The organism is Brachybacterium avium (assembly GCF_002216795.1).
Classification (GTDB): domain Bacteria; phylum Actinomycetota; class Actinomycetes; order Actinomycetales; family Dermabacteraceae; genus Brachybacterium; species Brachybacterium avium.
In genome coordinates this window covers 2,896,684-2,922,846 of the sequence record NZ_CP022316.1, presented here as the reverse complement: position 1 = coordinate 2,922,846, position 26,163 = coordinate 2,896,684, and the positions used below count along the sequence as shown (strand labels likewise).

The 26,163-nt window shown below is 71.2% G+C and carries 26 protein-coding genes and 2 pseudogenes; 2 read left to right on the top strand and 26 right to left on the bottom strand.

The genetic code is table 11. The features are described from left to right. Positions 1–80 precede the first annotated feature (80 nt). Entirely contained in the window at positions 81–1,487 is a 1,407-nt protein-coding gene (locus CFK39_RS13110; RefSeq protein ID WP_157697171.1) for a twin-arginine translocation signal domain-containing protein, read from the top strand. A gap of 42 nt (positions 1,488–1,529) precedes the next feature. Here the strand turns inward: CFK39_RS13110 and CFK39_RS13105 are convergent, their stop codons facing one another. From CFK39_RS13105 to rpsB, 11 genes and pseudogenes are all read right to left on the bottom strand, one after another. Beyond that, positions 1,530–2,381: a GNAT family N-acetyltransferase gene (locus CFK39_RS13105; protein WP_089065833.1), complete on the bottom strand. Its 852-nt coding sequence runs from the start codon at positions 2,379–2,381 to the stop codon at positions 1,530–1,532. Positions 2,382–2,387: 6 nt separating this feature from the next. Beyond that, the gene (gene ispG, locus CFK39_RS13100; RefSeq protein ID WP_089065832.1) at positions 2,388–3,548 is read right to left on the bottom strand and encodes a flavodoxin-dependent (E)-4-hydroxy-3-methylbut-2-enyl-diphosphate synthase; all 1,161 of its coding nucleotides are present in this window, start codon (positions 3,546–3,548) and stop codon (positions 2,388–2,390) included. 94 nt (positions 3,549–3,642) lie between these two features. Next, positions 3,643–4,985 (bottom strand): annotated as a pseudogene (locus CFK39_RS13095) (M50 family metallopeptidase). A 3-nt stretch (positions 4,986–4,988) separates the two neighbouring features. Continuing rightward, positions 4,989–6,194, bottom strand: a complete 1,206-nt coding sequence (gene dxr / locus CFK39_RS13090) for a 1-deoxy-D-xylulose-5-phosphate reductoisomerase (protein ID WP_089065831.1) — start codon at positions 6,192–6,194, stop codon at positions 4,989–4,991. Then, complete coding sequence (locus CFK39_RS13085; protein ID WP_089065830.1) at positions 6,191–6,739, bottom strand: DivIVA domain-containing protein; 549 nt, start codon at positions 6,737–6,739, stop codon at positions 6,191–6,193. Before CFK39_RS13085 ends, dxr begins: the two co-directional genes overlap by 4 nt. A 115-nt stretch (positions 6,740–6,854) precedes the next feature. Beyond that, positions 6,855–8,146 (bottom strand): annotated as a pseudogene (rlmN, locus tag CFK39_RS13080) (dual-specificity RNA methyltransferase RlmN). Further along, complete coding sequence (locus tag CFK39_RS13075; protein ID WP_089065829.1) at positions 8,143–9,045, bottom strand: phosphatidate cytidylyltransferase; 903 nt, start codon at positions 9,043–9,045, stop codon at positions 8,143–8,145. Before CFK39_RS13075 ends, rlmN begins: the two are co-directional and overlap by 4 nt. Positions 9,046–9,104: 59 nt before the next feature. Next, the gene (frr, locus tag CFK39_RS13070; RefSeq protein WP_089065828.1) at positions 9,105–9,671 is read right to left on the bottom strand and encodes a ribosome recycling factor; all 567 of its coding nucleotides are present in this window, start codon (positions 9,669–9,671) and stop codon (positions 9,105–9,107) included. 119 nt (positions 9,672–9,790) lie between these two features. Continuing rightward, a complete protein-coding gene (gene pyrH / locus CFK39_RS13065; protein ID WP_089065827.1) occupies positions 9,791–10,543 on the bottom strand; it encodes a UMP kinase in 753 nt (250 codons plus the stop codon). 135 nt (positions 10,544–10,678) lie between these two features. Then, a complete protein-coding gene (gene tsf / locus CFK39_RS13060; protein WP_089065826.1) occupies positions 10,679–11,503 on the bottom strand; it encodes a translation elongation factor Ts in 825 nt (274 codons plus the stop codon). A 102-nt stretch (positions 11,504–11,605) separates the two neighbouring features. Then, the gene (rpsB, locus tag CFK39_RS13055) at positions 11,606–12,568 is read right to left on the bottom strand and encodes a 30S ribosomal protein S2 (protein WP_089065825.1); all 963 of its coding nucleotides are present in this window, start codon (positions 12,566–12,568) and stop codon (positions 11,606–11,608) included. A 325-nt stretch (positions 12,569–12,893) separates the two neighbouring features. On the opposite strand from rpsB, the gene CFK39_RS13050 reads away from it, so the two are divergent. Then, positions 12,894–13,688 (top strand): murein hydrolase activator EnvC family protein, encoded by a 795-nt coding sequence (locus CFK39_RS13050; RefSeq protein ID WP_245822634.1) that lies wholly within the window; start codon positions 12,894–12,896, stop codon positions 13,686–13,688. A gap of 91 nt (positions 13,689–13,779) precedes the next feature. On the opposite strand, the gene CFK39_RS13045 is transcribed toward CFK39_RS13050, so the two are convergent. The 15 genes from CFK39_RS13045 to CFK39_RS12975 form a co-directional block, all read right to left on the bottom strand. Then, positions 13,780–14,874 (bottom strand): tyrosine recombinase XerC, encoded by a 1,095-nt coding sequence (locus tag CFK39_RS13045; protein ID WP_089065823.1) that lies wholly within the window; start codon positions 14,872–14,874, stop codon positions 13,780–13,782. A 40-nt stretch (positions 14,875–14,914) separates the two neighbouring features. Next, on the bottom strand, positions 14,915–16,138 hold the full coding sequence (gene dprA, locus CFK39_RS13040) for a DNA-processing protein DprA (protein ID WP_089065822.1): 1,224 nt from the start codon (positions 16,136–16,138) through the stop codon (positions 14,915–14,917). After that, complete coding sequence (locus CFK39_RS13035; RefSeq protein ID WP_089065821.1) at positions 16,135–17,676, bottom strand: YifB family Mg chelatase-like AAA ATPase; 1,542 nt, start codon at positions 17,674–17,676, stop codon at positions 16,135–16,137. The genes dprA and CFK39_RS13035 overlap by 4 nt, the downstream gene beginning before the upstream one ends. Further along, positions 17,676–18,173, bottom strand: a complete 498-nt coding sequence (locus CFK39_RS13030; protein ID WP_089065820.1) for a YraN family protein — start codon at positions 18,171–18,173, stop codon at positions 17,676–17,678. The genes CFK39_RS13035 and CFK39_RS13030 overlap by 1 nt, the downstream gene beginning before the upstream one ends. A 97-nt stretch (positions 18,174–18,270) precedes the next feature. Next, complete coding sequence (locus CFK39_RS13025) at positions 18,271–18,573, bottom strand: DUF2469 domain-containing protein (protein ID WP_012804628.1); 303 nt, start codon at positions 18,571–18,573, stop codon at positions 18,271–18,273. Beyond that, on the bottom strand, positions 18,570–19,340 hold the full coding sequence (locus CFK39_RS13020) for a ribonuclease HII (protein ID WP_089065819.1): 771 nt from the start codon (positions 19,338–19,340) through the stop codon (positions 18,570–18,572). The genes CFK39_RS13025 and CFK39_RS13020 overlap by 4 nt, the downstream gene beginning before the upstream one ends. Further along, positions 19,337–20,116 (bottom strand): signal peptidase I, encoded by a 780-nt coding sequence (gene lepB, locus CFK39_RS13015; protein WP_089065818.1) that lies wholly within the window; start codon positions 20,114–20,116, stop codon positions 19,337–19,339. Before lepB (CFK39_RS13015) ends, CFK39_RS13020 begins: the two co-directional genes overlap by 4 nt. A 30-nt stretch (positions 20,117–20,146) precedes the next feature. Then, complete coding sequence (gene lepB / locus CFK39_RS13010; RefSeq protein WP_089065817.1) at positions 20,147–20,725, bottom strand: signal peptidase I; 579 nt, start codon at positions 20,723–20,725, stop codon at positions 20,147–20,149. 8 nt (positions 20,726–20,733) lie between these two features. Beyond that, positions 20,734–21,084, bottom strand: coding sequence for a 50S ribosomal protein L19 (gene rplS / locus CFK39_RS13005; RefSeq protein WP_089065816.1), 351 nt, complete (start codon positions 21,082–21,084; stop codon positions 20,734–20,736). Between the two features lie 317 nt (positions 21,085–21,401). Next, positions 21,402–22,151: a tRNA (guanosine(37)-N1)-methyltransferase TrmD gene (gene trmD / locus CFK39_RS13000; protein ID WP_089065815.1), complete on the bottom strand. Its 750-nt coding sequence runs from the start codon at positions 22,149–22,151 to the stop codon at positions 21,402–21,404. 8 nt (positions 22,152–22,159) lie between these two features. After that, positions 22,160–22,744 (bottom strand): ribosome maturation factor RimM, encoded by a 585-nt coding sequence (gene rimM, locus CFK39_RS12995; protein ID WP_089065814.1) that lies wholly within the window; start codon positions 22,742–22,744, stop codon positions 22,160–22,162. Next, complete coding sequence (locus tag CFK39_RS12990; protein WP_245822632.1) at positions 22,741–23,736, bottom strand: hypothetical protein; 996 nt, start codon at positions 23,734–23,736, stop codon at positions 22,741–22,743. The genes rimM and CFK39_RS12990 overlap by 4 nt, the downstream gene beginning before the upstream one ends. A gap of 1 nt (position 23,737) precedes the next feature. After that, entirely contained in the window at positions 23,738–23,980 is a 243-nt protein-coding gene (locus CFK39_RS12985; RefSeq protein ID WP_089065812.1) for an RNA-binding protein, read from the bottom strand. A 1-nt stretch (position 23,981) separates the two neighbouring features. Next, a complete protein-coding gene (rpsP, locus tag CFK39_RS12980; protein WP_089065811.1) occupies positions 23,982–24,470 on the bottom strand; it encodes a 30S ribosomal protein S16 in 489 nt (162 codons plus the stop codon). A gap of 566 nt (positions 24,471–25,036) precedes the next feature. Continuing rightward, the gene (locus CFK39_RS12975) at positions 25,037–26,149 is read right to left on the bottom strand and encodes an amidohydrolase family protein (protein WP_089065810.1); all 1,113 of its coding nucleotides are present in this window, start codon (positions 26,147–26,149) and stop codon (positions 25,037–25,039) included. Between the last annotated feature and the right edge of the window lie 14 nt (positions 26,150–26,163).

Here is a 26,163-nt window from a genome sequence, read left to right as displayed (position 1 = left end):
TACTGGGCGCGAGGGCCCGGCCGTACTGGTGGCGGCGGCCCGGCGGACGCCGGTGCACGGCGCCTCGGTACCCTGGACGGATGCACCGGCGAGGACAGCGAGACCCGGACGCCCCGGATCCCGGGACGAGCTCCACGGGCGCGGAGGCGAGTCCCCCGCGGCCCGGGACGTCGCGGCGTCAGCTGCTGCGCGGCGCCGGGGTCGCTGCCGCGCTCGGTGCGGTCGGTGCCGGTTCCCTCGCCGGATGGAAGCTGGCACCGCCCGAGGCCGACCCCCGCACCGTGATCCCGCTCTGGTCCGGGACCGTCGCCTATGACGCACGCGGCACCCGGATTCTCGTCGGCGGGCGCGGGGTCCCCCTCGACGTGCTCCCCGGCACCCGGCTCGCTGTGGATCTGCCGGATTCCTCCCCTGTGCGGCGCCGTGCCCACCGCTTCGACGAGGGCACCGCCGCCTGGCGGGAGCGGCTCACCGAAGCCCTCCCGCAGGAGCCGCTGCTGCAGGACCTCGCGGCCTCCGCGCTGCAGGACCTCTGGGTCCTCGGTGACGCGCTGCCCGCCCCCGTCGCGGGGTGGAGCCCCTCCTGGCAGCACATCTGGCCCCGTGATGCCGCGTTCTGCGCGGTGGCCCTGGCCCGGGTGGGTCACCTCGATCGTGCCGTGGACGTCCTCGCTCACCTGCAGTCCCTCCAGGCCCGCGACGGCTGGTTCGAGGCCCGCTACGACCCCGGCACGGACCGAGCACCGGATCGCAGGCAGCGCCAGTTCGACGGCATCGGCCTGCTGCTGTGGGCGACAGCCGAGGTCGCGGCGGCGGCGGGGCGCGCCGGCGGGGACCGGCAGGAGATCGTCACGCAGCGCCTGACCACGCTGGTCACTGTGTCCGTGGATGCACTGCGTTCCTCGACGCAGGACGGCGCCGGGATGCCGCCGGTCTCCCCCGACTACTGGGAGAGGCGCGAGCACTCCGTGACCCTGTGGACCATGGCTGCGACGCTGATGGGGCTGCGCGCGGGGGCGTCTCTCACCGAGGATCCGGAGGTGCACCTGGCCGCCAAGACCTTCACGCTCCTGCTGGAGGGCACCTTCGGGCGCGGCGGCTATCAGCGCTACCGCGCAGGGGGAGGTGCCGATTCTGCGCGGGCTCTCCTGGATGCGAGCGGCTGCCACGGCGTGGTCCCGTCCGGGCAGCTCGCCGCGCTTCGTCACGAGCTGGCCCGGCCGGGCGGCGGGATCGCCCCGGGCGCCTCCTGGCGCGCGGACGGGGTGAGCTGGACGCCCTCGACGAGCCTGCTGGGCCTCGCTCTCGCCCGCACCGGCGAGCATGCGGCGGCGATGGGGATCCTCCGCTGGCTCGCCGAGCACCGCACCGCGGCCGGGTCCCTGCCGGAGAAGGTGCTCTTCGACGGGCGCCCGGCGGAGGTGGCACCGCTGGCCTGGACGGCGGCGAACGTACTGCTGACGCTCGATGCGCTCCTGCGACGCTGAGCGGACCGCGCCTCGTTCGCGGTGCCGATCGGCGAAGGACGCTCAGAACAGGATCGTGGAGAGCTCTCCGACCTGGCGGAAGCCGGAGGCGGCGTAGGCTCGCCGGGCCGGTTCGTTGAAGTCGTTGACGTAGAGCGAGACCTGCGGGACATGATCGCGGTGCACCAGGTGCACCAGCTCGGCCATGCCCGCCCGGCCGAGGCCACGCCCTCGCTGGTCGGGGCGCACCCATACCCCGTGGATCTGGGCGACCGGCCCGAACAGGGCACCGACGTCGGCCTTGAACAGCACCTCGCCGTCCTCGATGACGACATAGGTACGACCCCGACGGATCAGGTCGGCGATGCGCGATCGATAGGAGCGGCCGCCGTCCCCGGCCAGCGGGTCCACCCCCACCTCCTCGCGGAACATGGCGACGGCGGCGGGGAACACCGCCGCCTCCTCTCCTGGGACGGCGGCGCGCAGCCCGACCGGCGGGTGCTTCGGGACCGCGCCCGGATCCTCGGCCAGCAGCAGCGGCTGGCTCCAGCGGTATTCCCGCACGTCGCTCCCCCAGACCTCCGCCAGCGCTTCCCAGAGGATCTCGACCGCATGCCGGTCGCCGACCACCGAGCTGGATCTGCGTGGCCGGGACGACTGCTGCCGTCCGAAGTCCTCGAGCGCCCGGTCGGTGGCGGATATCGGGTTCAGGTTCACCCCGTGCCACAGCAGCCCCTCAGGGCTCCGCTCCTCGCCGACCAGGGAGAACTCCTGGGACAGGGTGGCGGAGCGGCCGAGCTCGCGCAGGCGCGCGCCGGCCAGGGCGTTGGTGACCGGGTCGGTCAGCGCGAGGGCGATCGCGGCCTCATGGCTGCCTTGGCGGACCGCTCGGACCCGCCCCCCGCGCCGGAACATCGCCGCTCAGCCCACAGAGACGGACGGGACACCGGAGGAGGGCTCGTTCTCATCCATCTCGGACGCGATACGGTTCGCCTCGGCCAGCAGGGTCTCGACGATATCCGCCTCGGGGACGGTCTTGATGACCTGGCCCTTGACGAAGATCTGGCCCTTGCCGTTGCCGGAAGCGACACCGAGATCGGCCTCGCGGGCCTCGCCCGGACCGTTGACGACGCAGCCCATCACGGCCACGCGCAACGGGACCTCGAGGTGCTTGAGCCCCTCGGTGACCTCATCGGCGAGCTTGTAGACGTCCACCTGGGCACGGCCGCAGGAGGGGCAGGAGACGATATCGAGCTTGCGGGCCTTGAGGTTCAGCGACTGCAGGATCTGGATCCCGACCTTGACCTCCTCGACCGGTGGGGCCGACAGCGACACGCGGATGGTGTCGCCGATGCCCTCTCCCAGCAGGATGCCGAAGGCCACGGAGGACTTGATGGTGCCCTGGAAGGCGGGTCCCGCCTCGGTCACGCCCAGGTGCAGCGGCCAGTCTCCTTCCTCGGAGAGCTGGCGGTAGGCGTCGACCATGATCACCGGGTCGTTGTGCTTGACAGAGATGCCGAAGTCGTGGAAGTCGTGCTCCTCGAACAGGGAGGCCTCCCACTTCGCGGACGCCACCAGCGCCTCGGGGGTGACCCGGTCCGCGGTCATCATGCGCTGGTCGATGCTGCCGGCGTTCACCCCGATCCGCAGGGCGGTGCCGTGGTCCCTCGCGGCCTTGGCGATGTCCCGCACCTGATCGTCGAAGCGGCGGATGTTCCCGGGGTTCACCCGCACCCCGGCGCAACCGGCCTCGATGGCGGCGAAGACGTACTTGGGCTGGAAGTGGATGTCGGCGATCACCGGGATCGGGGATTTGGCGGCGATCGCGGCCAGCGCGTCGGCGTCCTCCTGCCGGGGGCAGGCCACCCGCACGATGTCGCAGCCCGCTGCGGTCAGCTCCGCGATCTGCTGCAGGGTCGCGTTGATGTCATGCGTGGGGGTGGTGGTCATCGACTGCACCGTGATCGGTGCATCGCCGCCGACGTAGAGGTCGCCGAGCCTGACCTTGCGGGTCTTCCGCCGGGGGGCGAGCACCGGCGGCGGCTGCTTGACGGACGGGATGCCCAGGCTCACTGAAGTCACCTCCTCATTATGGACTTCCGCGGCGGGGGTTGCGAGGCGGGGCGAGAGACCTCCACCGCTCCTGCACGATGACGGTGGCGTGCACCACCGGGGTTCAGGGGAACAAGGTGATGGGTTTGACGATGTCCGCATACAGCAGCAGCACCGTCATCAGGATGAACACCAGCGCCACCGCATTGGTCACCGGGAGCATGCGGGACATGTCCACCGGGCCGGGGTCGGGCCGGCCCCGCAGCCGGGCGAGGAAGCGACGGACCCCCTCGAACAGCGCTCCGGCGACATGCCCGCCGTCCAGCGGCAGCAGCGGCACCAGGTTGAACACGAACAGCGCCATGTTCAGCGAGGCGAGCATCGAGAGCATCGTGCCCACCTTCTCGCGCAGCTCGAAGCCGGGCTGGTCGGCGGCGGCGACCTCACCGGCCAGACGCGAGACTCCCACCACGCCGAGCGGGCCGTTGGGATCGCGTTCGGCGGTGCCGAAGGCAGCCTGCCCCACCTCCCACAGCCGCACCGGCAGGGTGAGCACCAGCTCCCCGGTCCGGGTGAAGGCCGACCACGCCATCTCCGGCACCATCGCCGGGGACTGCGGCACCAGGTCCGGGGTGCCGGCGACGCCCAGGAACCCGACCTGTTCGGTGACCAGGTCCCCTGCGGCGTCCCGCACCACGGCGCCGTCCTCGTCCAGCACCGGGCGGGCGTCGACCACCATGGTCGCCTCGAGGGGGATCATCTCGCCGTCCCTCTCGACGACGACCTCGACGGTGCGGTCCTGGGCGGCCCTCACCGCGGCGGTGACGTCGTCCCAGCTGTGGATCTGCCTGCCGTCGATCACCCGCAGGATGTCTCCGGGTCGGATCCCCGCCGCGAGCGCCGGGGCGGGCTCGCGGCCCTCGCAGCCGACGTCGGCAGGAGCATCCGCTGGAACCACGCACTCGGAGACCGCCTGCACGGTCGGGGTCACGGCCGGCAGGCCGATGCCGCTGACCAGGACCACCATCAGCACGACGGAGATCAGCAGGTTCATGCAGGGGCCGCCCAGCATCACCACCAACTTCTTCAGCACCGCGAGGGCGACGAAGGTGCGGTGAGCATCCTCGGGCCCGTACAGGGTGGACTCGTACTGCTTCGCCTCCTCGGACAGCTCCGACACCTGCTGGAGCAGGCCGGTGGAATCCTCCCGGATGGTGCCCGGGGGCTCCCCCTTGTGCGGGGATACATCCCGATCATCCGGATGAAGCCGCCCAGCGGGATCGCCTTGATGCCGTACTCGGTCTCCCCGCGGGTGCGGGAGAGGATCGTGGGGCCGAACCCGATCATGTACTGGGTGACGCGCACGCCGAACAGCTTCGCCGGCACCAGGTGCCCGATCTCGTGCAGGGCGATCGAGAGGGTGAGGCCCACGGCGATCACCAGGATGCCGAGCACGAACAGCAGCATGCCTCAGCCCTCCAGGGAGGGGATCAGCTGCCGGGCGGTGCGGCGCGCCCACGCCTCGACCGCCAGGAGCGGCTCCACCCCGTCGGCCGGGAGGGCACGGGGGCGCCGCGGATGCTCGAGCACCGCCCGGATCAGCGCGGTGATCCCGAGGAAGCTGAGGTCTCCGGCGAAGAAGCCGTCCACGGCCTCCTCGTTCGCGGCGTTGAAGACGGCCATCGCTCCCCCGCCCTCCCGGTGGGCGGCGCGGGCGAGGTCGATCGCATCGAAGGTCTCCTCGTCGACCGGTTCGAAGGTCCAGGACTGAGCGGCGCGGAAATCCAGCGCCGTGGCGAGACCCGCGAGCTTCTCGGGATGGGCCAGCGCCCAGCCGATCGCATGGCGCATGTCCGGAGGGCTCGCCTGCGCGATGGTGGCGCCGTCGACGAGGGTGACCATCGAGTGCACGATCGACTGCGGGTGGACGACCACCTGCACCCGCTCCTCCGGCAGCGCGAACTGGAAGCTGGCCTCGATCACCTCGAGCGCCTTGTTGACCAGGGTGGCGGAGTTGGTGGTGATCACCCGGCCCATGGACCAGGTGGGATGGGCCAGGGCCTGCTCCGGGGTGACCTCGGCCAGCTGGTCACGGCGCCGGCCTCGGAAGGGGCCGCCGGAGGCCGTGACCACCAGGTGATCGATCTGGTCGTGGCGCACGCCGGCCAGCGCCTGCGCGATCGCCGTGTGCTCGGAGTCCACCGGCAGGATCTGCCCCGGCGCCGCGGCCTCGGTGACCAGATGCCCGCCGACCACCAGCGATTCCTTGTTGGCCAGGGCGAGCCGGGCTCCGGAGGCGAGCGCTGCGAGGGTAGGCAGCAGACCGACGGAACCGGTGATCGCGTTCAGCACCACGTCCCCGTCCGCGAGGGAGCCGGCGAGGTCGACCACGGCATCCGCTCCGGCGTCGAACCGGGCCGGGGCGAGGCCCTCTGCGGTGCAGGCGCTCCGCACCGCCGCCTCGACGGCATCGGCGCGGGAGGGGTCCGAGACCACCACCCGCTCGGGCCGGTGGGCGAGGACCTGCTGCGCGACGAGCGCCGGTCGGGTGCCGCCGACGGCGATCCCGTGCAGTCGGGCGACCTCGGGGAACCGGGTGAGGACCTCCAGCGCCTGGGTGCCGATGGATCCGGTGGCGCCCAGCAGCGCGAGCCGACGCTCGCGGGTCCCGGTCACGGCACGGAGGCCATCACGTCCGCGACACGATCGAGGTAGACGTCGACCACGGCCTCCCGATAGCCGTCCGGTCCGCGGCGGCGCCCGAAGGCGGCACGCCGCACGTCATCGACGCTCATCGGGTGACCGTCGGTGAAGTAGGCGACGAGCTGGTCGCACAGACCGTCGACGTCGGCCTTGTCGTAGGCCGGCTCGCCCTGGGCGGCCGGCGAGAAGCGATCTCCGGCAGGACGCTCCAACCGCTCCTTGAGCACCTCGGCGCGCTCGGTGAGCTGGGCGACCCAGACCTCTTCGCCGTGCTCGGCGACGGCATCGTCCCGCGCCTGGAGGGCGAAGGCGTCGGAGAGCCGATCCAGCGCCTCGTCGACGACGCGCATGTCATATCCGCCCCGCTCCGTGCCGAAGCTGGCCGCCGTGATGTCACCGCCGGTGAACGAGGGGTCGCGCCCCTCATAGGCGGTGCGGGCGCGGGAGAGGAACTCGTCGACCTCGTGCATGTCGTATCCGACGCTGAAGCGCGAGACACGCTCGAACGATGTGCTCACCAGTGGGTCCTTCCTCGGTGCTGTCGGGGTCCCACTGTAGCGGCGTGGGCGGTGCGGTGCGGGGAGGCGTGCGGGGGGTCGTGGGCGGGATCGTCGGGGCCCGGTGGGTCCGTGGTCACTCGGTCCCGGCGGCGATGGCCTCGACGCGGGCGACTCGTGCTTCACGGTCCTCCCGGTGGGTGTCGGTCTCGATGACCTCCGCGGCGAGTTGGCCACAGGCGCCGTCGATGTCGGAGCCGCGGGTGTCACGGATGGTCGCGGAGATCCCGTTGTCACGCAGGGTCTCCACGAAGATCTTCTCCACCCGAGGATCCGAGGCGGTCCATTTCGAGCCCTTGACCGGGTTCAGCGGGATCGGGTTGACGTGGATCCAGTGAGCACCGCCCTTGGCGATCAGCCGGTCGGCGAGCAGCTGGGCCCGGTGCTGCTGGTCGTTGATGTCGCGGATCAGCGCGTACTCGATGCTGACCCTGCGCCCGGTGGTCTCGAAGTACTCCCAGGCGGCGTCGAGGATCTCGTCGATGTCGAAACGGGTGTTGATCGGCACCAGCTCGTTGCGCAGCGCGTCGTCGGGCGCATGCAGCGAGACCGCGAGGGTGAGCGGGATCTTCTCCGCAGTGAGCTTGCGGACCGCCGGGGCCAGACCGACCGTGGAGACGGTGATGTGCCGGGCGCCCATCCCGAAGCCCTCCGGAGCCGGTGCGTTCAGGCGCCTGCACACGGTCGCCACCGGTCGATAATTCGCCAGCGGCTCCCCCATCCCCATGAAGACGATGTTGTTGACCCGGCCCGTCCCGCCGGGCAGCTCTCCGCGGGCGAGCATCCGGTTGGCGATGCGCACCTGCTCGAGGATCTCGGCGGCCGAGAGGTTGCGGGTCAGCCCCATCTGGCCGGTGGCGCAGAAGGGGCAGTTCATGCCGCAGCCCGCCTCGGAGGAGATGCACAGGGTGTTGCGGTCGCTGTAGCGCATCAGCACCGACTCGACCATGGGTCCGTCGAACAGCTGCCACAGGAACTTCTGGGTCGCGCCGTGGTCGGCGGACTGCCGGGAGACCTGCTTCAGCAGCGGGGGAAGAACTTCTCCACCAGCTCGTCCCGGCGATCCTTGGGCAGGTCCGTGAGGTCCGCGGGGTCGGTGGTGAAGTGCTCGAAGTAGTGCACCGAGAGCTGCTTCGCACGGAAGCCCGGCAGCCCCATCTCCTCGACTGCGGCCTTCCGCTCGGCGAGGGTGAGGTCGGCCAGGTGCACCGGCGGCTTGCCCCGACGGGAGGGACGCATCTGGAGCTGGCCCGGGGCCAGGGCGACCTTCTGCCCGGGCACCGCCTCGCGAGACAGGTCGGGGGTGGTGGACAGCGCGACCGGCGTGGGGTTGCCGGGGCGGCTGATCGGTTCCTCGGTGGTATTCATGGCAGCAGTACCTCCAGCATGACGTAGGTGGCGGGGGCGGCGAGCAAGATGGAATCGATCCGGTCCAGCACTCCCCCGTGGCCGGGCAGCAGGTGCCCCATGTCCTTGATATCGAGATCCCGCTTCAGCAGGGACTGGGAGAGGTCCCCGCCGGTGGAGACGAGCACCAGCACCACCCCGATCGCGACCCCCGCCCACCAGGGCAGGCCCAGCGCGAGGGTGGCGACCGCGGTGACCCCGGCGGTGCCCAGGATCAGAGATCCGGCGAAACCTTCCCAGCTCTTCTTCGGACTGATCCGCGGCGCCATCGGATGCTTCCCCAGCAGCACCCCGGCGACATAGCCGCCGATGTCGTTGCCGACCGGGCCGAGGATGGCCAGCAGCACCAGCATCTCGCCCTGATCGCGCGCGAACAGGAGCAGCAGGAAGCAGCCCAGGAACGGTATCCAGGCCAGCGCGAACACTCCCCCGGCCACGTCGCGCAGGGCGCTGAGCCCCATCGACTCGCTGACGCGCCACAGGATGAGCACGCAGACGGCGGCGGCGGTCGCCACCAGCAGCCCCTGGGCACCGAACACGACGGTGGAGACCACCATGCCGATCACGCCGACCAGGAGCGGGATCTGGGGAAGCTGCAGGCCGCCCTGCGCGAGGGCGCGCGTCACCTCGAGCACCGCGATGACCATCGCGATGGCGGCGAGCACCGCGAAGGCCTGCGGCACCACGAACAGCGTCACGAACAGCAGGGCGGCCAGCCCCGCGCCGACCGCGATCGCGGCCGGGAGATTCCGACCGGCGCCGCGGCGCTTGGCATGCTCGGGTTCGCTCCCGGGCGCGTCAGGGGCCGCCTCGAGCGTGCTCGAGGCGGTCGGGGCGGCGGGCGCCGGCTCGGTGCTCACGCCGGGGGTCCACCGGGTCGTGGTCTGCGGTGCAGGGTTCTGCGCTCCTGTGCTGCGGCTCAGACGGTCTCGAGCTCGGTCTCCTTGAGGCCGAGCGCCTCGTCGATCAGCTCGATGTGCTTCTTGGTCAGCGACTCGAGCTCCTTCTCCGCGCGGCTGCCCTCGTCCTCGCCGATCTCCTTGTCCTTGACCAGCTTCTCGATCGCCTTCTTCGCGTTGCCGCGGGAGCCGCGCACGGAGACGCGCCCGTCCTCCGCCTTGGTGCGCGCGAGCTTGACGTAGTCCTTGCGACGCTCCTCGGTCAGCGCCGGCAGCACCACACGCAGGGTGTCACCGTTGTTCGTGGGGTTGACCCCCAGGTCCGAGTCACGCAGTGCGCTCTCGACACCCGACATCGCGGACTTGTCGTACGGGGTGACGATGACAGTGCGGGCTTCGGGGAACTGCAGGGAGGCCAGCTGGTTCAGCGGCGTCGGGGCGCCGTAGTACTCGACGTTGATGCCCTGGAACATCGCGGCACTCGCACGGCCGGTGCGGATCGCGGTGAATTCTTCCTTGGTGACCTCCACGGACTTCGCCATCTTGGACTCCGCGTCCTTCAGGATGCTCGGGGTGTCGTCGCTCACGGGATGCTCCTCGGTTCTCGGTGTGTGTTCGTGGTCCATTGTCCCGCACCGTCAAGGTCGGCAGGCGGGCTTCGCCGGTTGGGGTGCGCCCGGCGGGACGGTGGCCCGCCGGGCCGGGGTCACTTGGTGACGACCGTGCCGATCCGGTCCCCGCGCATGGCGCGCGTGATGTTGCCGGGGGCATCGAGGCCGAACACCATCATCTGCTGGGCATTGTCCATGCACAGGCTGAAGGCGGTGGAGTCGACGACCTTCAGGCCGCGCTGCAGGGCGTCGTTGTAGGTGACGTGGTCGAGCTTGCGCGCGTCCGGGTTGTTGCGCGGGTCGGAGTCGTAGACGCCGTCGACGCCGTTCTTGGCCATCAGCACCTCTTCGCAGCCGATCTCCAGCGCGCGCTGGACGGCGACCGTGTCGGTGGAGAAGTACGGCATGCCGGCACCGGCGCCGAAGATGACCACACGGCCCTTCTCCAGGTGCCGCACCGCGCGCAGCGGGATGTAGGGCTCGGCGACCTGGCCCATCTCGATCGCGGTCTGCACGCGGGTGGAGACACCGCGCTGCTCGAGGAAGTCCTGCAGGGCGAGGCAGTTCATGACGGTGCCGAGCATGCCCATGTAGTCGGCGCGGCGGCGGTCCATGCCGCGCTGGGAGAGCTCCGCGCCGCGGAAGAAGTTGCCGCCGCCGACGACGATGGCGCACTCGACCCCCAGGGCCACGCCCTCGGCGATCTCTCCGGCGATCCGGGCGACGACATCGGGGTCGATGCCGACGGCGCCTCCGCCGAAGGCTTCCCCGGAGAGCTTCAGAAGGACGCGACGTCCGTCCTCTGGCTGGGGGAGAACAGGAATCGGTGACGTGAACGTCTGGGTCATGTCGGTCCTTCCGCGCTGGGTCCTCGGTGATGATACCGGTGCGGCCCCGCACCGATGGTGCGGGGCCGCAGGGCGGTGGCGACGCTCACGCGTCACCGATGGGGAGAGGCCCTGACGGGTCTCCTCCGGGGAGTGTCAGCTGCCGACGCGGAAGCGGAGGAAACCGGTGATGGTGCCCCCGACCTCCTCGACGACCTGGCCGACGGACTTCTTGGCATCCTTGGCGAACGCCTGGTCCAGGAGGCAGTTCTCCTTGAAGAAGCCGTTCAGGCGACCCTCGATGATCTTCGGCATCGCCTTCTCGGGCTTGCCCTCGTTCTTCGCGGTGTCCTCGGCGATGCGGCGCTCCTCGGCGACCTTCTCCTCGGGGACCTCATCGCGCGAGAGGTAGGCCGGGGTGAAGGCGGCGATGTGCATCGCGATGTCACGCGCGACCTCGGCGCCGGCCTTGTCGGTCGCGACCAGCACGCCGACCTGGGGCGGGAGGTCCTTGTTGGTGCGGTGCATGTACTCGGTGACGGCCTCGCCGGAGACGCGACCGATGCGACGCACCAGGATCTTCTCGCCCATGGTGGCGCCGGCGTTGGTGAGCGCCTCACCGAACGGGGTGGCGGCCAGCTCCTCGGGCTCACCTGCGCCGGACTCGACGGCCGCGGCGACGGCCTCGTCACCCAGGGCGACGAACTTGTCGTTCTTGGCCACGAAGTCGGTCTCGGAGTTGAGCTCGACCAGGGTGCCGGTCCGGCCGCCCTCGCTGTCGCGGATGTCGACGGCGATGAGGCCCTCGGACGCGGTGCGGCCCTCGCGCTTGGCGATGCCCTTGAGGCCCTTGACGCGGATCAGCTCCACGGCCTTGGCCTTGTCGCCGTTCGCGTCGTCGAGCGCCTTCTTGACGTCGAGCATGCCCGCGCCGGTGGACTCGCGGATCGCTTTGATGTCTGCTGCCGTGTAGTTGGCCATGTTCCTCTTCCTTGTGGGAGCTGCTGCGGGAGGGGAGGGAGGCGGGGTGCGCCTCCCCGTGGAGAGGCCCGGGAACGGTGGTGCCGTTCCCGGGCCTGCGAGTCACTCGGCGGCCGGGGCCTCGGAGGACTTCTCCTCGGCGACTGCCTCGGCGGCGGCGTCCGCTGCGGGAGCGTTGTCGGCCGCCTGGGCCGGGGCCTCGGCGGAGATGCCGGCCGGCTCCTCGGCGGTCTCGGCGGCTTCCGCGGCGACGGACTCCTCGGCGGGGGCGCCCTGCTGCTGGACCTCGGACTGCTTGAGCAGCTCCTGCTCCCACTCCGCCAGCGGCTCGGCCTCGACGGCGGAGACGTTCTTCTCGCCACCGGTCGACTTGGCGTGACGCTCCTGCAGACCAGCGGCCACAGCATCGGCGATGACGCGGGTCAGCAGCGTGACGGAGCGGATCGCGTCATCGTTGCCCGGGATCGGGTAGCTGATCTCGTCGGGATCGCAGTTGGTGTCCAGGATCGCGACGACGGGGATGTTGAGCTTCTGGGCCTCGTCGACGGCCAGGTGCTCCTTGTTGGTGTCCACGACCCAGACGGCCGAGGGGGCCTTGCCCATGTCGCGGATGCCGCCGAGGGTCTTCTCGAGCTTGTCCTTCTCGCGGCGCATCATCAGCAGCTCCTTCTTGGTGCGGCCGGAGGAGGCCACATCCTCGAAGTCGATCTGCTCGAGCTCCTTGAGGCGGTTCACGCGCTGGGAGACGGTCTGCAGGTTGGTGAGCATGCCGCCCAGCCAACGCTGGTTCACGTAGGGCATGCCCACCCGGGTGGCCTGCTCCTGGACCGACTCCTGCGCCTGCTTCTTGGTGCCGACGAACAGGATGGTGCCGCCGTGGGCGACGGTCTGCTTGACGAAGTCGTACGCCTTGTCGATGTACGTCAGGGTCTGCATCAGGTCGACGATGTAGATGCCGTTGCGCTCGGTGAAGATGAAGCGACGGACCTTCGGGTTCCAACGACGGGTCTGGTGTCCGAAGTGGACGCCGCTCTCCAGGAGCTGGCGCATGGTGACGACTGCCATGATGGTGTCCTCTGTTCTCCGGCCCTGGGCTCGTACGGCGCGCCCGCGGGCGTCCGTGGTCATCGCGCAGGACCTGCATTCTTGGTTGTTCCCCGCCACCGGTCGGTGCAGGGCCTGGTGCCCGGGTCGTCGACCGCCCCGAGACATCCCGCACGCGAGGTGCGGGAACGGTCGGGGACCGCTGGCCGACGCGCCCTGGTGGGCACGCGAAGTCATCCGGACGGACCGGATGCTGAGGAGAGTCTATCGGATGCCACCGCGTTCCCGCGCGCGGCGTACGTCACCACGCACGACGCCGGGGAGCCGGGTTCCGGGCACCGGATCCGTGGTTCCTCCCCACCCGCTGCTCGTCCACAACCCGATCCCGGGCCGTGCTTCGATGGGGGCGCTGAAGCAGGATGCGGTCATGTCGCCGCTGTCCGTACTCGCCCCATCACCCGCTGCCCCTCGTCGACGCCCTGCCCGTGGGGCGAGCCACCGGGCGCTGGTGCTGCTCCTGGCTGCGGCGCTGCTCGCGGTGGTGGCGCTGCCGGGGCATGCGCGCGCCGACGGGCCGCGCTGGCGATGGCCGCTCCCACCACCCCATCACGTGATCTCGCCTTTCCAGGCACCAGAGCACCCCTACGGTCCCGGCCATCGCGGGATCGATATCTCCGTCCCGGTCGATGGGGATGCGGTGCGCGCGGTGGAGTCGGGCACGGTGCGGTTCAGCGGGATGGTCGCCGGACGCGGTGTGGTCTCGGTGGTGCACGCCGATGGGCTGATCTCGACCTACCAGCCGGTGCACGGGCTCCTGGACGAGGGGAGCCCGGTGCAGGCGGGCGAGGTGCTGGGCACCCTCGCGCGCACCTCAGGGGCCTCGCACTGCCCCGGGAGCGGCTGCCTGCATCTCGGCGCACGGCGAGACGGGAGATATCTGGATCCGCTGCCGCTGCTCGGCGGGCGGGGCCCGAGCGTCCTGCTGCCCTGGGAGGAGTCGTCCGGCGCCGAAGGGACGCCGGTGGCGGCTGCGGCGCCCAGCCCCTCCGCCGAGGCTCGGGCGATAGGGCCCCTCCTCGTCGCGGCGGCGCCGTCGAGGGGTGATCCGGGGCGTTCGCTGCCGGCGGCCCGCATCCGGTGACCACGCGGCGCGGTCGGCGTGCTGCGCGGACCACGTCGGCCGTCGGCTGCTCGGCTGCTCGGCTGGTGATGCCGCCCCTGGTGCTCGGGGTTCAGGCGCGTGGATGGGCCTGGTCGACGGTGCGTCGCAGCCGCTCCGCGCTGACATGCGTGTAAATCTGAGTGGTGGCCAGGGAGGAGTGGCCGAGGAAGTCCTGGATGCTGCGCAGATCCGCACCCCCTTCGACGAGATGGGTGGCGGCGCTGTGCCGGAGGGTGTGCGGGGAGATGTGCCGGGTGATCCCCGCCTCGCTCGCATGACGATCCACCAGCGTGCGCACTGCCCGGTCACCGAGGCGCCCCCCTCGCACCCCCAGGAACAGCGCGTCACCGGCCCGGCCCGCGCTGCCTCCGCTCTCCAGCAGCACCGCCCGGCCCTCGGTCTCCCACCTGTGCATGGCCTCCAGGGCGGGGATGCCGACGGGGACGACCCGTTCCTTGTCCCCCTTTCCGCAGACGCGGACGGTGTGCTGGCTGCGGTCGATGCCGGAGCGGTCCAGGGCGACCAGTTCGGAGACCCGCAAGCCGGAGGAGTAGAGCAGCTCGAGCACAGCGATGTCCCGCAGCAGCACCGCCCGCTCGATCGGCCCCCGTGGGTCCGTCGCGCCCTCTGCCGCGTGATCGGGAGCTTCCTGCTCGATGGCGCTCTGCTCGCGTTCCTGCGGCTCACCGCCGTTCTGCCGGGGGGTGCGCGGCGCGGAGGATCGCGGGCTGGGCCGCTCCGGTGGCGGAGCCGGCGGCCGCGTCGTCGCCTCGATCCCGTCCAGCAGTCTTCCGGCCTGGTCTTCGGTGAGCACGGTGGGCAGGTGCCGGCCGCGACGTGGTGCACGCAGACGCCCGCCGACGTCATGCGGTATCCGCCCGGTGGCGGCGAGCCACGTGGTGAAGGTGCGGGCCGCTGCCGCGGAACGTGCCAGCGTGCTCGCGCCGGCACCGGAGCCGGCCCGCACGGCGAGCCAGGAGCGCAGCTCATTCACGTCCAGCTCATCCACGGTGATGCGCTCGACCTCGCGGAGGTGCTGGAGCAGCCCCGCGGCCTCGCGCCGGTACGCGCGCACGGTGTGCTCCGAGCGCCCCCGCTCCAGGCGGAGATGCCCGGCGAAGTCGTCGACGAGGGACTCGTCGTCCTGCTCACGCTGTGCGCTCATGCTTCCCAGTGTCGCCCACCAGCGGCGAGAGACCGCTGCTTCAGGCGGTGGCACGGGCGCGTCGTGCCCGCTGCGCGGACCTCTCCACCAGTCCCAGCAGCTCCAGGCGCGCCAGGGCGGCATCCACCTCGTCGGGCCGGAAGCCGATATCGTCCGCGATCCGATGCTCGGCGATGCTGGAGCGTGGCGGCACCGCATCGAGCACCCGGCGGTCCGCGGGGGTCAGCAGGTCCAGCTCGTCCTGGACGGCGAAGCTGCCTTCCCCGGCGGCGGGACCGCCCGGGAGCAGATCCAGCAGATCTCCCGGCTCGGTGATGAGCACGGCACCGCGTTCTCGCAGCAGTCGGTGGCTTCCGGCGCTGGCGGCGGAGGTCACCGGGCCGGGGACTGCACCGACCGGTCGGGAGAGCTGATCAGCCAGCCGGGCGGTGGACAGGGCTCCCGAGCGCCATGAGGCCTCGACCACGACCGTCGCGCGCGACAGCGCGGCGATCAGCCGGTTGCGGGCCAGGAAGCGCCACCGGGTCGGCGCGGTGCCCGGCGGCGCCTCGCTGACCAGCAGATGCCGTTCACGGATCGTTTCCAGAAGCTGGGTGTTGCCCCGCGGATACAGGCGGTCCAACCCTCCGGCCAGGACGGCGATGGTCGCTCCCCCGTCGGCCGCCAGTGCGCCGCGATGGGCCGCAGCGTCGATGCCGTACGCCCCGCCGGAGACCACGGTGCCGCCGCCGGCGGCGAAGGCCGATGCCAGCATCGCCGCAGTGTCCTCACCGTAGGGGGTGGACGCCCGAGATCCCACCAGCGCTGCGGTGCGCGCCCCCAGCAGGGAGTACAGATGCCCCGGGCCCTGCAGCCAGAGGCAGTGCGGGGCGGTCTCCTGCAGATCGTCCAGCAGCTGCGGCCATTCGTCGTCCTGCGGGGTGAGGATGCGGATCCCACGACGCCGAGCGTCCGCGCGCACAGCCTCGACGTCGATCCGTGACAGGCGTGCTCCCCAGCGCTCGACCGCGCGTTCCATGCGGGTCTTCGGTGCTCCGCGCTCGGGGTCGGCGCTCTGGCGAGGGAGCTCTTCACCCAGCTCGTGCAGCAGCGCTCCTGCATCGCCGTGTCGGGCGAGATCGAGGGCGGCGACGGGGCCGAGCGCCGCGCAGGCGGCATAGGCCACCGGGTCCGAGGGCTCAGCGATCAACGACCAGGTGATCCGTGCGGTGCGGTCGGATCCGGTGGCCGGTTCCGTTCCCTCACCGGAGGTGTGGCGGGTCATCGCGGTTCTCCTTCGCGCAAGGTCAGTGCCTGGCCGATGTGCTCGGCGGCGGGTCGGTCGGCTTCGACGAGGTCGGCGAGCGTCCAAGCCAGTCGCAGCACGCGGTCGTGCCCGCGAAGTGTGAGCCGGCCCTGGGCGACGGCGTGGTCGAGCAGCCGTCGCTCAGAGCGCTCCGGGGCGAATTCCGTGCGCAGCAGAGGCCCGGGCAGCTGCGCGTTCAGGGTCCATGCCCGCCCGGCGAAGCGTCGGCGCTGGCGTTCGCGGGCGGCGCTGACCCGTTCCGCGATCTCGGCGCTGGACTCCCCCGGCACGCCGCCGCTGCCGTGCAGATCGACCGGCCCCACGGACACTCGCATATCGACCCGGTCCAGCACCGGACCGGAGAGTCGCGCCCGGTAGCGACGACGCTGCTGGGGTGTGCAGCTGCAGGCATCGCCCTTGCCCCAGGCCTTCCCGCAGGGGCAGGGGTTCGCGGCCAGCACCAGCTGGAACCGGGCCGGATACCGGGTCACGCCCCGCGTGCGATGCAGGGTGATGTCCCCGGTCTCGAGCGGCTCCCGCAGCGCTTCCAGCACCCGGGAGGAGAACTCCGGCGCCTCATCGAGGAAGAGCACCCCCGCATGGGCTCGGGAGATGGCGCCGGGGCGGGCGATACCCGCCCCTCCCCCGACCACCGCCGCGGTGGAGGCCGTGTGGTGGGGGCTCTCGAAGGGTGGGGTGCACAGCAGCCCGGCCCGGGCATCGAAGCGGCCGGCCAGGGAATGGATCGCGGAGACTGCCAGAGCATCCTGCGAGTCCAGGGGCGGCAGGATGCTCGGCAGACGGGAGGCGATCATGGTCTTGCCGGCTCCTGGCGGCCCGGTCAGCAGCAGGTGGTGGGCTCCCGCGGCCGCCACCTCCGCGGCCCGCCGCGCCGTGGCCTGTCCCAGCACATCGAGGAAATCGGGTGGGTGCGCCGACTGCGCAGCCGGATTCGGCTCGGGCAGGGCTGTGACCGTCGGCGGCCTCGCCGGGGAGGCCGGCACGTCGGCGCCGAAGCGGAGCAGGAGCTCGGTGAGATCACCGGCACCCGCGATGTCCATCCCGTCGACCAGCCGGGCCTCGGGCAGGTTCCCCTCGGGGACGACCGCATGGGTGAGGCCGTGGGCGCGAGCGGCGAGCAGGGCCGGCAGGATCCCGGGGACCGGCCGCACCCGGCCGTCCAGTCCCAGCTCCCCCAGCAGCACCAGATCCGCCGGGACCGGCACGGCCAGGCCTCCCTGGGCATCCAGCACCGCCATGGCGATCGCCAGGTCGAAGCCGGAGCCGTGCTTGGGCCGCCAGGCCGGCGTCATGTTGACCGTGATCCGGCGCGCGGCGAGGCGGATGCCGCTGCGGGCGGAGGCGGCGCGCACCCGGTCCCGGGCCTGGAGCGTGGAGGAGTCGGGCAGCCCGACCACGCAGAACGCCGGCAGTCCCGGGGAGACATCGGCCTCCACCTCCACGAGAGTGCCGTCGAGCCCGGCGAGGCTGATCGAGAGGGTGCGTGCATGGCCCATCAGGAGACCGCCTCGAGGTGCTCGAGCGAGAAGGTGCCGTCGAGGTGGGCGTGCACGGCGACGACGTCGACCCGCACGTCGCGGTGCGGGGTCGAGCGCTCCATCAGGTACTCGCCGGCCAGGCGTCGCAGTCGCCGCATTTTGTCCGGGGTGACGGCGGCCTGGGGCACGCCGGTGACGAAGGAGCGCCGCGTCTTGACCTCGACGAAGACGAGCGTGGTGTGGGCCAGCGCCACGATGTCCAGCTCGCCCTGTCGCAGGCGCAGGTTGCGCTCCACGATCTGCCAGCCGCAGGCGCTCAGATGGGCGGCGGCGAGGTCCTCGCCGGCGCGGCCGAGCTCGGCGGTGGTCATGTCCCGCACCCGGCGGGGCGGCGGCGCCGCGACCGGGCCCGTCATGGGCGGATCCGCGGCCGGGCCGGGAAGGAGGGCGGGCCCCGGCACGCCGGCAGGATCGGGGCCGGGGACTGGTCCGGGGGTCTTCGCGAGGTGGTTCATGCGGCCAGCGTGACCGGATCCGGCGGCCGGTGCAGGCGCTGCATCGCGGATGGGGACGACACGGCGCTGTGGAGGAACGGTGCGCCGCGCTCGAGGGTCAGGGCAGGGAGATGTCCTGCTTGTTGAGCTCCTCGATGTTGACGTCCTTGAACGTCACCACCCGCACGGAGCGCACGAAGCGGTTCGAGCGGTAGATGTCCCACACCCAGACATCCGCGAGCCGCAGCTCGTAGAAGACCTCGCCACCCCCGGAACGGACCTGCAGGTCCACCTGGTTGGCGAGGTAGAAGCGGCGTTCCGTCTCGACCACGTAGGTGAACAGGCTGACCACATCGCGATATTCGCGGAACAGCTGGAGTTCGAGGTCGGACTCGTAGTTCTCGAGTTCCTGGGCGCTCACCGACGCTCCTTCCCATACTGCGGGTGCCATTGGTCGTCCCACAGTACGCCAGCTTCTGCGGGTTCCGAGGTCGTCACGGGCACTGCGCGCGGTGTGATGGCGGGCCGGGAGCCGAGCCGCCAGCTGCGCCGGTGGTGCTCGTGGACGCCGTGCAGATCGATGGCCTCGCGGTGCGCCGCGGAGCCGTATCCCTTGTTCGCGGCCCAGCAGTAGCGGGGGGCGTCCGCATCGAGCTCGACCATGCGCGCATCCCGAGCCACCTTGGCCAGGATGCTGGCCGCGGCCACGCTCGCGCAGTCACGATCCGCCGACACCTGCAGGTGGACCAGTGGCGGCAGGTGATCCGCCGCGGCGAGCGCCGGAGTCAGGACGTCGACGTCGCCGTCGAGCAGGATCGCGTCGGCCGCTGCGTCCAGCTCGAGCGCCTCCAGCGCGCGCAGGGCGGCGCGGGTCAGTGCGGGCATGATCCCGAGCTCGTCGATCTCGGCCGGGCTCGCCCAGCCCACGGCGCCGGCATGCACGCAGTCCAGGATCGGCACCACGAGCGCTTCGCGGCGGCGTGCGGTCACCTTCTTGGAGTCCCGCACACCCTCGGGCAGCGGGGCGATGACGCCGTCGACCACCTCGAGCGCGCAGGCACCGACCGCGACCGGACCCGCGAGCGCGCCGCGGCCCACCTCGTCGATCCCCACGATGATGCGCCGGCCGCCACCGCGGCGAGCGGCGAGGGCACGTTCCACCTCGAGGGTCGGGACGGCTGCGGTCACGGCTGATCCTGCACGTCGGTGAAGGCCCCATGGCCGTCGTTCAGACGGTCCCACCGGCTGAGCGGCCAGAAGATGACCTCGGCACGACCGGTGATGTCGGACTCGTCGACGAAGCCGCCCTCACCCCGGATCTCGTGCCACGCGGAATCGGCGGAGGCATAGCGGTTGTCGCCCATCACCCAGACCTTGCCCTCCGGCACGGTGACGTCGAAGGCGTCCTGACAGGCCGGGGTCTCGGGATTGATGTACGGCTCCTCGAGCGTGGTCCCGTTGACCTCGAGCGCCGCCCCCTCGGATTCGCAGACCACGTGATCGCCGGATACCCCGATCAGTCGCTTGACCAGATGGTCCTGGGAGGGGTCCGGCGCCAGTCCGACGAGGCTGAGCAGCATCATCACCCGCACCCGCGGGGTGGGGTTCTCGGTGGCGTCCCCGGGGATCCAGTCATCGGGGTCCTCGAAGACGATGACATCGCCGCGCTCGAGGTCGAAGACTCCGGGGCTGAGCTTGGAGACCAGGATCTTGTCGTCCTCCAGCAGCGTCGGGTTCATCGAGGCCGAGGGGATGTAGAAGGGCTGGATCAGGAAAGTCTTGACCAGCACCGCGATCAGCAGCGCCACCACCATGGTGACGAAGGTGTCCAGCCAGAGCGGCATGCGCTGCCGCCGGGGACGGCGCGGTGCGGGGTGCTGCGCGTCCCGGCCCGCGGGGTCCCTGCCGTCTGCGGGGTCCTCATGGGAGGACTCAGCAGGGCGGGAATCGTGGGACGCGTTCATCGCGAAGATCCTATCGGCAGATGCTGGGCGTCAGAGCGCACTGCGGCGCGAGAGCGGCCACACGATGCGATCCGCTTCCCCGACCACCCGGTCCACGGGGATCATGCCGCCTCCCGGAGCGCCCAGCAGATGACGGGAGTCGGTGGAATCCGTCCGGTTGTCACCCAGGACGAACATGCGCCCCTCCGGGACCCGCAGAGAGAACTCGATCTCGCTGGGCGCGGTGCCCTCGGGCAGGTAGGGCTCCTCCAGGGGGGCGCCGTCGACGGTGATCGCGCCGTCCGGTGCGCAGCACTCCACCCGTTCACCGCCGACGGCGATGACACGCTTGACCCAGAACCGATTCCCGTCGGCCGCGGACGGGGCGAAGTAGCCCCGCCCGTCGAAGACCACGATCTCGCCGCGCTCCGCGGTGCCCCGGGTGGAGCGGTCGGCCAGCAGCACATCGCCGGGCCGCAGGGCCGGGGCCATCGATGCCGAGGGGACCCGGAACGGCTGGGCGACGTAGTGCCGCACCAGCAGCGCGCCGAGGAGCAGCAGCACGACACAGACGGCGGCGACCACCACCGGGTGGGGCCGCCGCCGTCCGTTCACGCTGTCGCAGGACATGCCTGAGATCAGGAGTGGCTGCGCTTCTCCTTGATGCGGGCCTTCTTGCCCGTGAGGTTGCGCAGGTAGTAGAGCTTCGCGCGGCGCACGTCGCCGCGGGTGACGACCTCGATCTTGTCGACGGTCGGGGCATGCACGGGGAACACGCGCTCGACGCCGACGCCGAAGGAGATCTTGCGGACGCGGAACGTCTCGCCCACGCCGTGGCCCTGACGGCCGATGACGTAGCCCTGGAAGATCTGGATACGAGAGCGGTTGCCCTCGATGACCTTCACGTGCACCTTGACGTTGTCGCCGGCGCGGAATGCGGGGACATCCTCGCGCAGGGACGCCTTGTCGAGCTCATCGAGCTTCTGCATAGTCTTTCTCCAGCCCTCCGCCTCAGGTCGGACGGCATCGTTCGCGGGACTCCCCGACGGGGGTGTCTATCTGGAACCGTCGATCCGGCGGGGAGCATGCTCCCCGTACCGGTGTGCTGGGCCTCTGGCGGCGACTCCCATCGCCACGGACCTGCCCGACCGCTTGCTGCGCTCTCCCCTGAGGCAGAGGGGCGCGCGGTGCGCACGAGGGGTCATTCTGCCAGCGCGGTGCGGGTGCGGCAAGCCCGCAGCTCCGGCCGTGCTGGTCATCACGGTGGCGCGCTGCCGGGTCCATCACCACCGAAGCGGTGAGGCGCTCAGGAGACCGCCGTATCCCCGTCGGCCGGTGCCAGCAGATCGGGACGGCGCTGCCGGGTGCGGGCGAGCGACTGCTCCTGTCGCCAGGTCGCGATCCTGCCGTGGTCCCCGGACAGCAGGATCGGCGGTGCCTCACGGAGCACGCCGGCGGGATCCGTCCAGCGGGCGGGCCGCGTATAGAGCGGGTACTCGAGCAGACCGTCGGAGTGGGACTCCTCGACCAGCGACTCGGCGTTGCCGACGACCCCCGGCACCAGGCGCACGACGGCCTCGGTGATCGCCAGCACCGCGACCTCGCCGCCGTTGAGGACGTAGTCGCCGAGGGAGGCGAGCGCGACCTCACAGCCGATGTCCGACAGGTGCTGGTAGACGCGTTCGTCGATGCCCTCGTAGCGTCCGCAGGCGAACACCAGCCACTCGCACTGGGACCACTCCTGGGCCGTGCTCTGTGCGAAGGGGGCGCCCGCCGGGTTCGGGAAGATGATCAGCGGTTCGGTGTCGCCGCCCACCACCGCCTGCCCGGCCTCGCGCACTGCGGAGAAGGCCGCCGCCCATGGTTCGGGCTTCATCACCATGCCCGCACCACCGCCGAGGGGGGTGTCGTCGACCGTGCGGTGGCGGTCAAGGGTCCACTGCCGCAGGTCGTGCACGTGCAGGTCCACGAGGCCCTCACGGCGGGCCTTGCCGATCAGGGAGAGCTCCAACGGGCTGAGGTACTCGGGAAAGATCGTGATGACGTCGATGCGCATGGTGGCCCTCAGCGCTCCGTGCGGGCCGGGGCGGAGGTCTCCGGCTCAGGGCCCTGCTCGTCCTCGGGGAGAGCGTCGAACAGCCCGCCGGGCGGGTCGGCGATCACCACTCCTTCGTCGAGATCCACCTCGGGCACGAGCTGCTCCACCAGCGGCAGCTGCACTCTGCGGCGATCCGTCGTACGCACGACCAGCAGGTCCTGCGCCGGGTAGTGGTCGACTCCGATCACGGTGCCGAGTTCGTGCCCGTCCACATGCTTCACGCGCAGGCCCTTCAGCTGCGAGGGGTACCAGGCATCGGGGTCCTCGTCCGCTTCCTGCGCGGCGTCGACCCCGACCTGCAGGTCGATTCCGCGCAGGGACTCGGCATCGCTGCGGTCGGTGACCTCCTCGAAGCGCACGTACCAGCGCTCCTGCTGCGACCGGGTGCTCACGATGGTCAGGGTGCGGGGGCGCCCCGCGGCCTCGACCTCGAAGGCGGTGCCGGGCTGCAGGCGCTCCTCGGGCTGATCGGTGCGCAGGGTCAGCGCGAGCTCGCCGCGCAGCCCGTGGGCCTTGCCGATGGTCGCGATGATGACGTCGAGCGTGTTCATGAGCGTCCTCCATGGTTCGTGCCGTGCCGGTCCTCGGCGCTGGCGCCGACGACTGCCTCGCTGTCGATCTCCCCGACGCCCGGGGAGGCATAGCCGACCGCCTCGCAGGCCGTGCCGAGCTCAGCCAGCGGCTCGCTCAGTCCCTCGGACCAGGTGTCGCCCTCCAGCACCTCCAGGAACGGGGTGCGCACCTCCTCGAGGGCGGCACGCACGGTGCCATCGTCCACTGCGGCGATCTCCGCCGTGAGCAGATCAGCGGTGTCCTGCACGTCCTGCTCGCGACCAGCGGGGACCGCGCGGGGATACAGACCCACCAGCTTGAACATATTGGATGTCAGCACGTTGGCGTTGGCGAAATGGGTGAGGGTTCCCGGAGTATCGAAGACATCCGCGCAGACCAGAGAGGCGGGTTTGGTGCCGTCCTCCCCCGGTGCCACGGCCCACCGTGCCGCTGTCGAGATCTCCTGGCAGCTGCCGGCCAGGCCCTCCCAGGCGCTGCGGAACGCATCCCGATCGGCGTCGGCACCGCGCGCAGGCTCGGTGCGGAACCACTCGGCCAGCACCCCTGCGGTCTCCTGCGCCGGCGCCGGCGCCTCCTCGAAGGCGGTCTCGATGGCGTCGCCGGTCACAGCGTAGAAGTCCGGGTCCGAGGGGCCGACCTCAGCGGCGGACGCGGCATGGGCCAGAGCGGTCCGGGACAGGGGGTCGACGTATTCGGGATCGCCCCAGAACGCGGTGCAGGCCCCGCTCAGGCTCGCGTCGTCCGTCGTCTCCTGCGCGGCCGAGGGGGCCGCCCCGGCATCCGACGGGGACGGAGCGGACCCCTGTCCCGCAGCGGTGCATCCGCTCAGCAGCAGTCCCGCGCCGAGCAGCGACGCCCCGGCCCGGCCCCCGCCGCGGAGCACCTGTCCCAGCCGTGAATGCCAGGAGCGGTGCTGCCCGGACCTCTCGGTCCGATCGGCAGCACCGCTCCGCAGAGTGGCTCGCGGCACCTCAGCGCCGGTCGACGTCGACGATGTCGACCCGCACGTCATCATCCGACAGCGCCGCAGTCACCGTGCGCAGGGCACGAGCGGTGCGACCGGACCGGCCGATCACCCGGCCGAGGTCGGCTGCGCCGACCCTGACCTCGAGCAGCGGGCCGCGGCGCGTGGACTTCTCGGTCACGGCCACGGCATCGGGATCATCGACGATGCCGCGAACGAGGTGGTCGAGGGCTTCGGCGCGGGAGCTCATGTCAGGCCTCGTCGGTCGCCGCGGCGACGGCGTCCTCGGTGGTCTCACCCTCGGCCGGGGCCTCTTCGGAGCCCGGTGCGATCTCAGCGGACTCGGCGGACTTGGCCTCGTCAGCGGACTTGGCCTTCTGCGCGGTCTCGCGGGACTCGGCTGCGGCCTTATCGGCATCAGCGATGAGCTCCTCGGCGGACTTCTTCGCCTCGGCACCCTTCATCGAGCCGGCGGCGTCGCCCTCACCCTTGAACGTCGCCCAGTCGCCGGTGACCTTGAGGAGCGCGGCGACCTGCTCGGTCGGCTGCGCGCCGACGCGGAGCCAATACTGCGCGCGCTCCGACTCGACCTCGATGAGCGAGGGGTTCTCGGTGGGGTGGTACTTGCCGATCTCCTCGATCACGGCGCCGTCGCGCTTCTTGCGCGAATCGGCGACGACGATGCGGTAGAACGGTGCACGGATCTTGCCCATGCGCTTCAGACGGATCTTGACAGCCACGTGGGTGGACTCTCCTTCAGGGATGTTCGGGTGAGTCCCGCCGCAGCCTGTGGGGTCATGCGGGCGCTGACGGTTCTCGGGGTGTCGCGCACGGACGGGTAGAGGGCCGACCCATGCACATACAGGGGTTGAGTATGCCAGGCGAAGCGCCCCTCGCACCAGCCGCGAGCATGTGCACCAGGGCACACGCGACGCCGGGGCCCGGAAAACTGGACCGGGCGTGGCCGAGCTGGGCTGCGCCAGGTGGGTCGGGCCGGCTCGCCCCACGCCGTGAGCCGAAAAGTACCGTTCAAGTGGAACTTTTCTCCTCACCACATCACCACCTACGCGTCGCAGTGAAAAAGGTACCGCCGCAGTGGAACTTTTCCCGCCGCGGCACCAATACCGGAACCTTCGACCAGGCGCAGGAGCACCGGGGCTGGGACTGGGAACTGGGCACCAGGGCACCGGGGCACCGGGGCACCGGGGCACCGGGGCACCGGGGCGAGAAAAGTACCGCTGGGGTGGAACGTTTCTCGCCGCGGCGGCATGGCTGGCCAGCCGCGCGCCGGCGCTGCCCGGATCGCTCAGGCGATGACCTGCCCTCCCATCACGATGTGGCTCCGCTCGCGCAGGGCGCGGTGGTCTGCGCGCGGGTCCCGGGACAGCACCACCAGATCGGCCGGAGCACCGTCCTCCAGACAGGGCACGTCCAGGAAACGGCGGGCCGCCCAGGTCGCGGCGTCCAGGATGGTGATGGCATCGAGCCCCGCCCGCGCGAACTCGTCCAGCTCATCGTGAATGATCCCGTGGCCGAGCACTCCCCCGGCATCGGTGCCCACCAGCAGCTGGATACCGGCGTCATGTGCGTCCCTGGTGCGCTCGTACCGGGCGGCACGGAGTCGACGCATGTGCGCAGCGTATCCGGGGAACTTCTTCTCCCCCTGGGCCGCATAGCTCTCGAACTCTCCGACGTTGACCAGTGTGGAGACCACGGGGACGCCGGCCTCGGCAGTACGGCTGATCGTCTCGTCGGTGAGCCCGGTGGCGTGCTCGAGGCAGTCGAATCCGGCGTCGAGGGCGAGCGGCAGGGTCGATTCGTCGAAGGTGTGGGTGGTGATCCGAGCCCCCGCACGATGGGCGGCGCGAGCTGCGGCGTCGAAGTCCTCGGCCTCCCAGCATGGGGTGAGGTCGCCGACGCCGCGGTCGATCCAATCTCCCACCAGCTTCACCCAGCCGTCGCCGCGCTCCGCTTCTCGGGTCACGGCCGCCGGGAGGCCCTCGGGCTCGATCTCGTCCGCATAGCCGCGCAGATAGCGGCGGGTGCGGGCCAGATGTCGGCCGCAGCGGATCAGGCGCGGCAGATCGCGCTGCTGTTGCAGCGGCGAGGTGTCGGTGATCGAGCCGGCGTCCCGGATCAGCAGCACGCCGGTATCGCGGTCCGTCAGCGCCTGCTGCCGGGCGGCCTCCAGGGTGGTGCCTCCCCCACCGTCGCCGATCCCGAGGTGGCAGTGCAGATCTGCGAGGCCCGGGATCACGTAGCCGTCGATCTCCCGGATCTCGGTGCCCGCAGCCAGCTCGGGACGGCTGTGATGGATCCGGCCGTCGACCACCCAGGCATCGAGGATCTCCTGGTCAGGACCGAGCAGGACCGGTCCGCGCAGATGTAGGACCGGGGCAGGGCTGGCATCGGTGCGCATGTCATCAAGCTTAA

What these genes read in the sequence shown, in the direction of transcription:
- CFK39_RS13110 (WP_157697171.1), top strand. Translation starts at nt 81, where the DNA reads ATGCACCGGCGAGGACAGCGAGACCCGGACGCCCCGGATCCCGGGACG.
- CFK39_RS13105 (WP_089065833.1), bottom strand. Translation starts at nt 2,381, where the DNA reads ATGTTCCGGCGCGGGGGGCGGGTCCGAGCGGTCCGCCAAGGCAGCCAT.
- pyrH (WP_089065827.1), bottom strand. Translation starts at nt 10,543, where the DNA reads ATGACCCAGACGTTCACGTCACCGATTCCTGTTCTCCCCCAGCCAGAG.
- tsf (WP_089065826.1), bottom strand. Translation starts at nt 11,503, where the DNA reads ATGGCCAACTACACGGCAGCAGACATCAAAGCGATCCGCGAGTCCACC.
- rpsB (WP_089065825.1), bottom strand. Translation starts at nt 12,568, where the DNA reads ATGGCAGTCGTCACCATGCGCCAGCTCCTGGAGAGCGGCGTCCACTTC.
- CFK39_RS13045 (WP_089065823.1), bottom strand. Translation starts at nt 14,874, where the DNA reads ATGAGCGCACAGCGTGAGCAGGACGACGAGTCCCTCGTCGACGACTTC.
- dprA (WP_089065822.1), bottom strand. Translation starts at nt 16,138, where the DNA reads ATGACCCGCCACACCTCCGGTGAGGGAACGGAACCGGCCACCGGATCC.
- CFK39_RS13035 (WP_089065821.1), bottom strand. Translation starts at nt 17,676, where the DNA reads ATGGGCCATGCACGCACCCTCTCGATCAGCCTCGCCGGGCTCGACGGC.
- CFK39_RS13030 (WP_089065820.1), bottom strand. Translation starts at nt 18,173, where the DNA reads ATGAACCACCTCGCGAAGACCCCCGGACCAGTCCCCGGCCCCGATCCT.
- lepB (WP_089065818.1), bottom strand. Translation starts at nt 20,116, where the DNA reads ATGAACGCGTCCCACGATTCCCGCCCTGCTGAGTCCTCCCATGAGGAC.
- lepB (WP_089065817.1), bottom strand. Translation starts at nt 20,725, where the DNA reads ATGTCCTGCGACAGCGTGAACGGACGGCGGCGGCCCCACCCGGTGGTG.
- rplS (WP_089065816.1), bottom strand. Translation starts at nt 21,084, where the DNA reads ATGCAGAAGCTCGATGAGCTCGACAAGGCGTCCCTGCGCGAGGATGTC.
- trmD (WP_089065815.1), bottom strand. Translation starts at nt 22,151, where the DNA reads ATGCGCATCGACGTCATCACGATCTTTCCCGAGTACCTCAGCCCGTTG.
- rimM (WP_089065814.1), bottom strand. Translation starts at nt 22,744, where the DNA reads ATGAACACGCTCGACGTCATCATCGCGACCATCGGCAAGGCCCACGGG.
- CFK39_RS12985 (WP_089065812.1), bottom strand. Translation starts at nt 23,980, where the DNA reads ATGAGCTCCCGCGCCGAAGCCCTCGACCACCTCGTTCGCGGCATCGTC.
- CFK39_RS12975 (WP_089065810.1), bottom strand. Translation starts at nt 26,149, where the DNA reads ATGCGCACCGATGCCAGCCCTGCCCCGGTCCTACATCTGCGCGGACCG.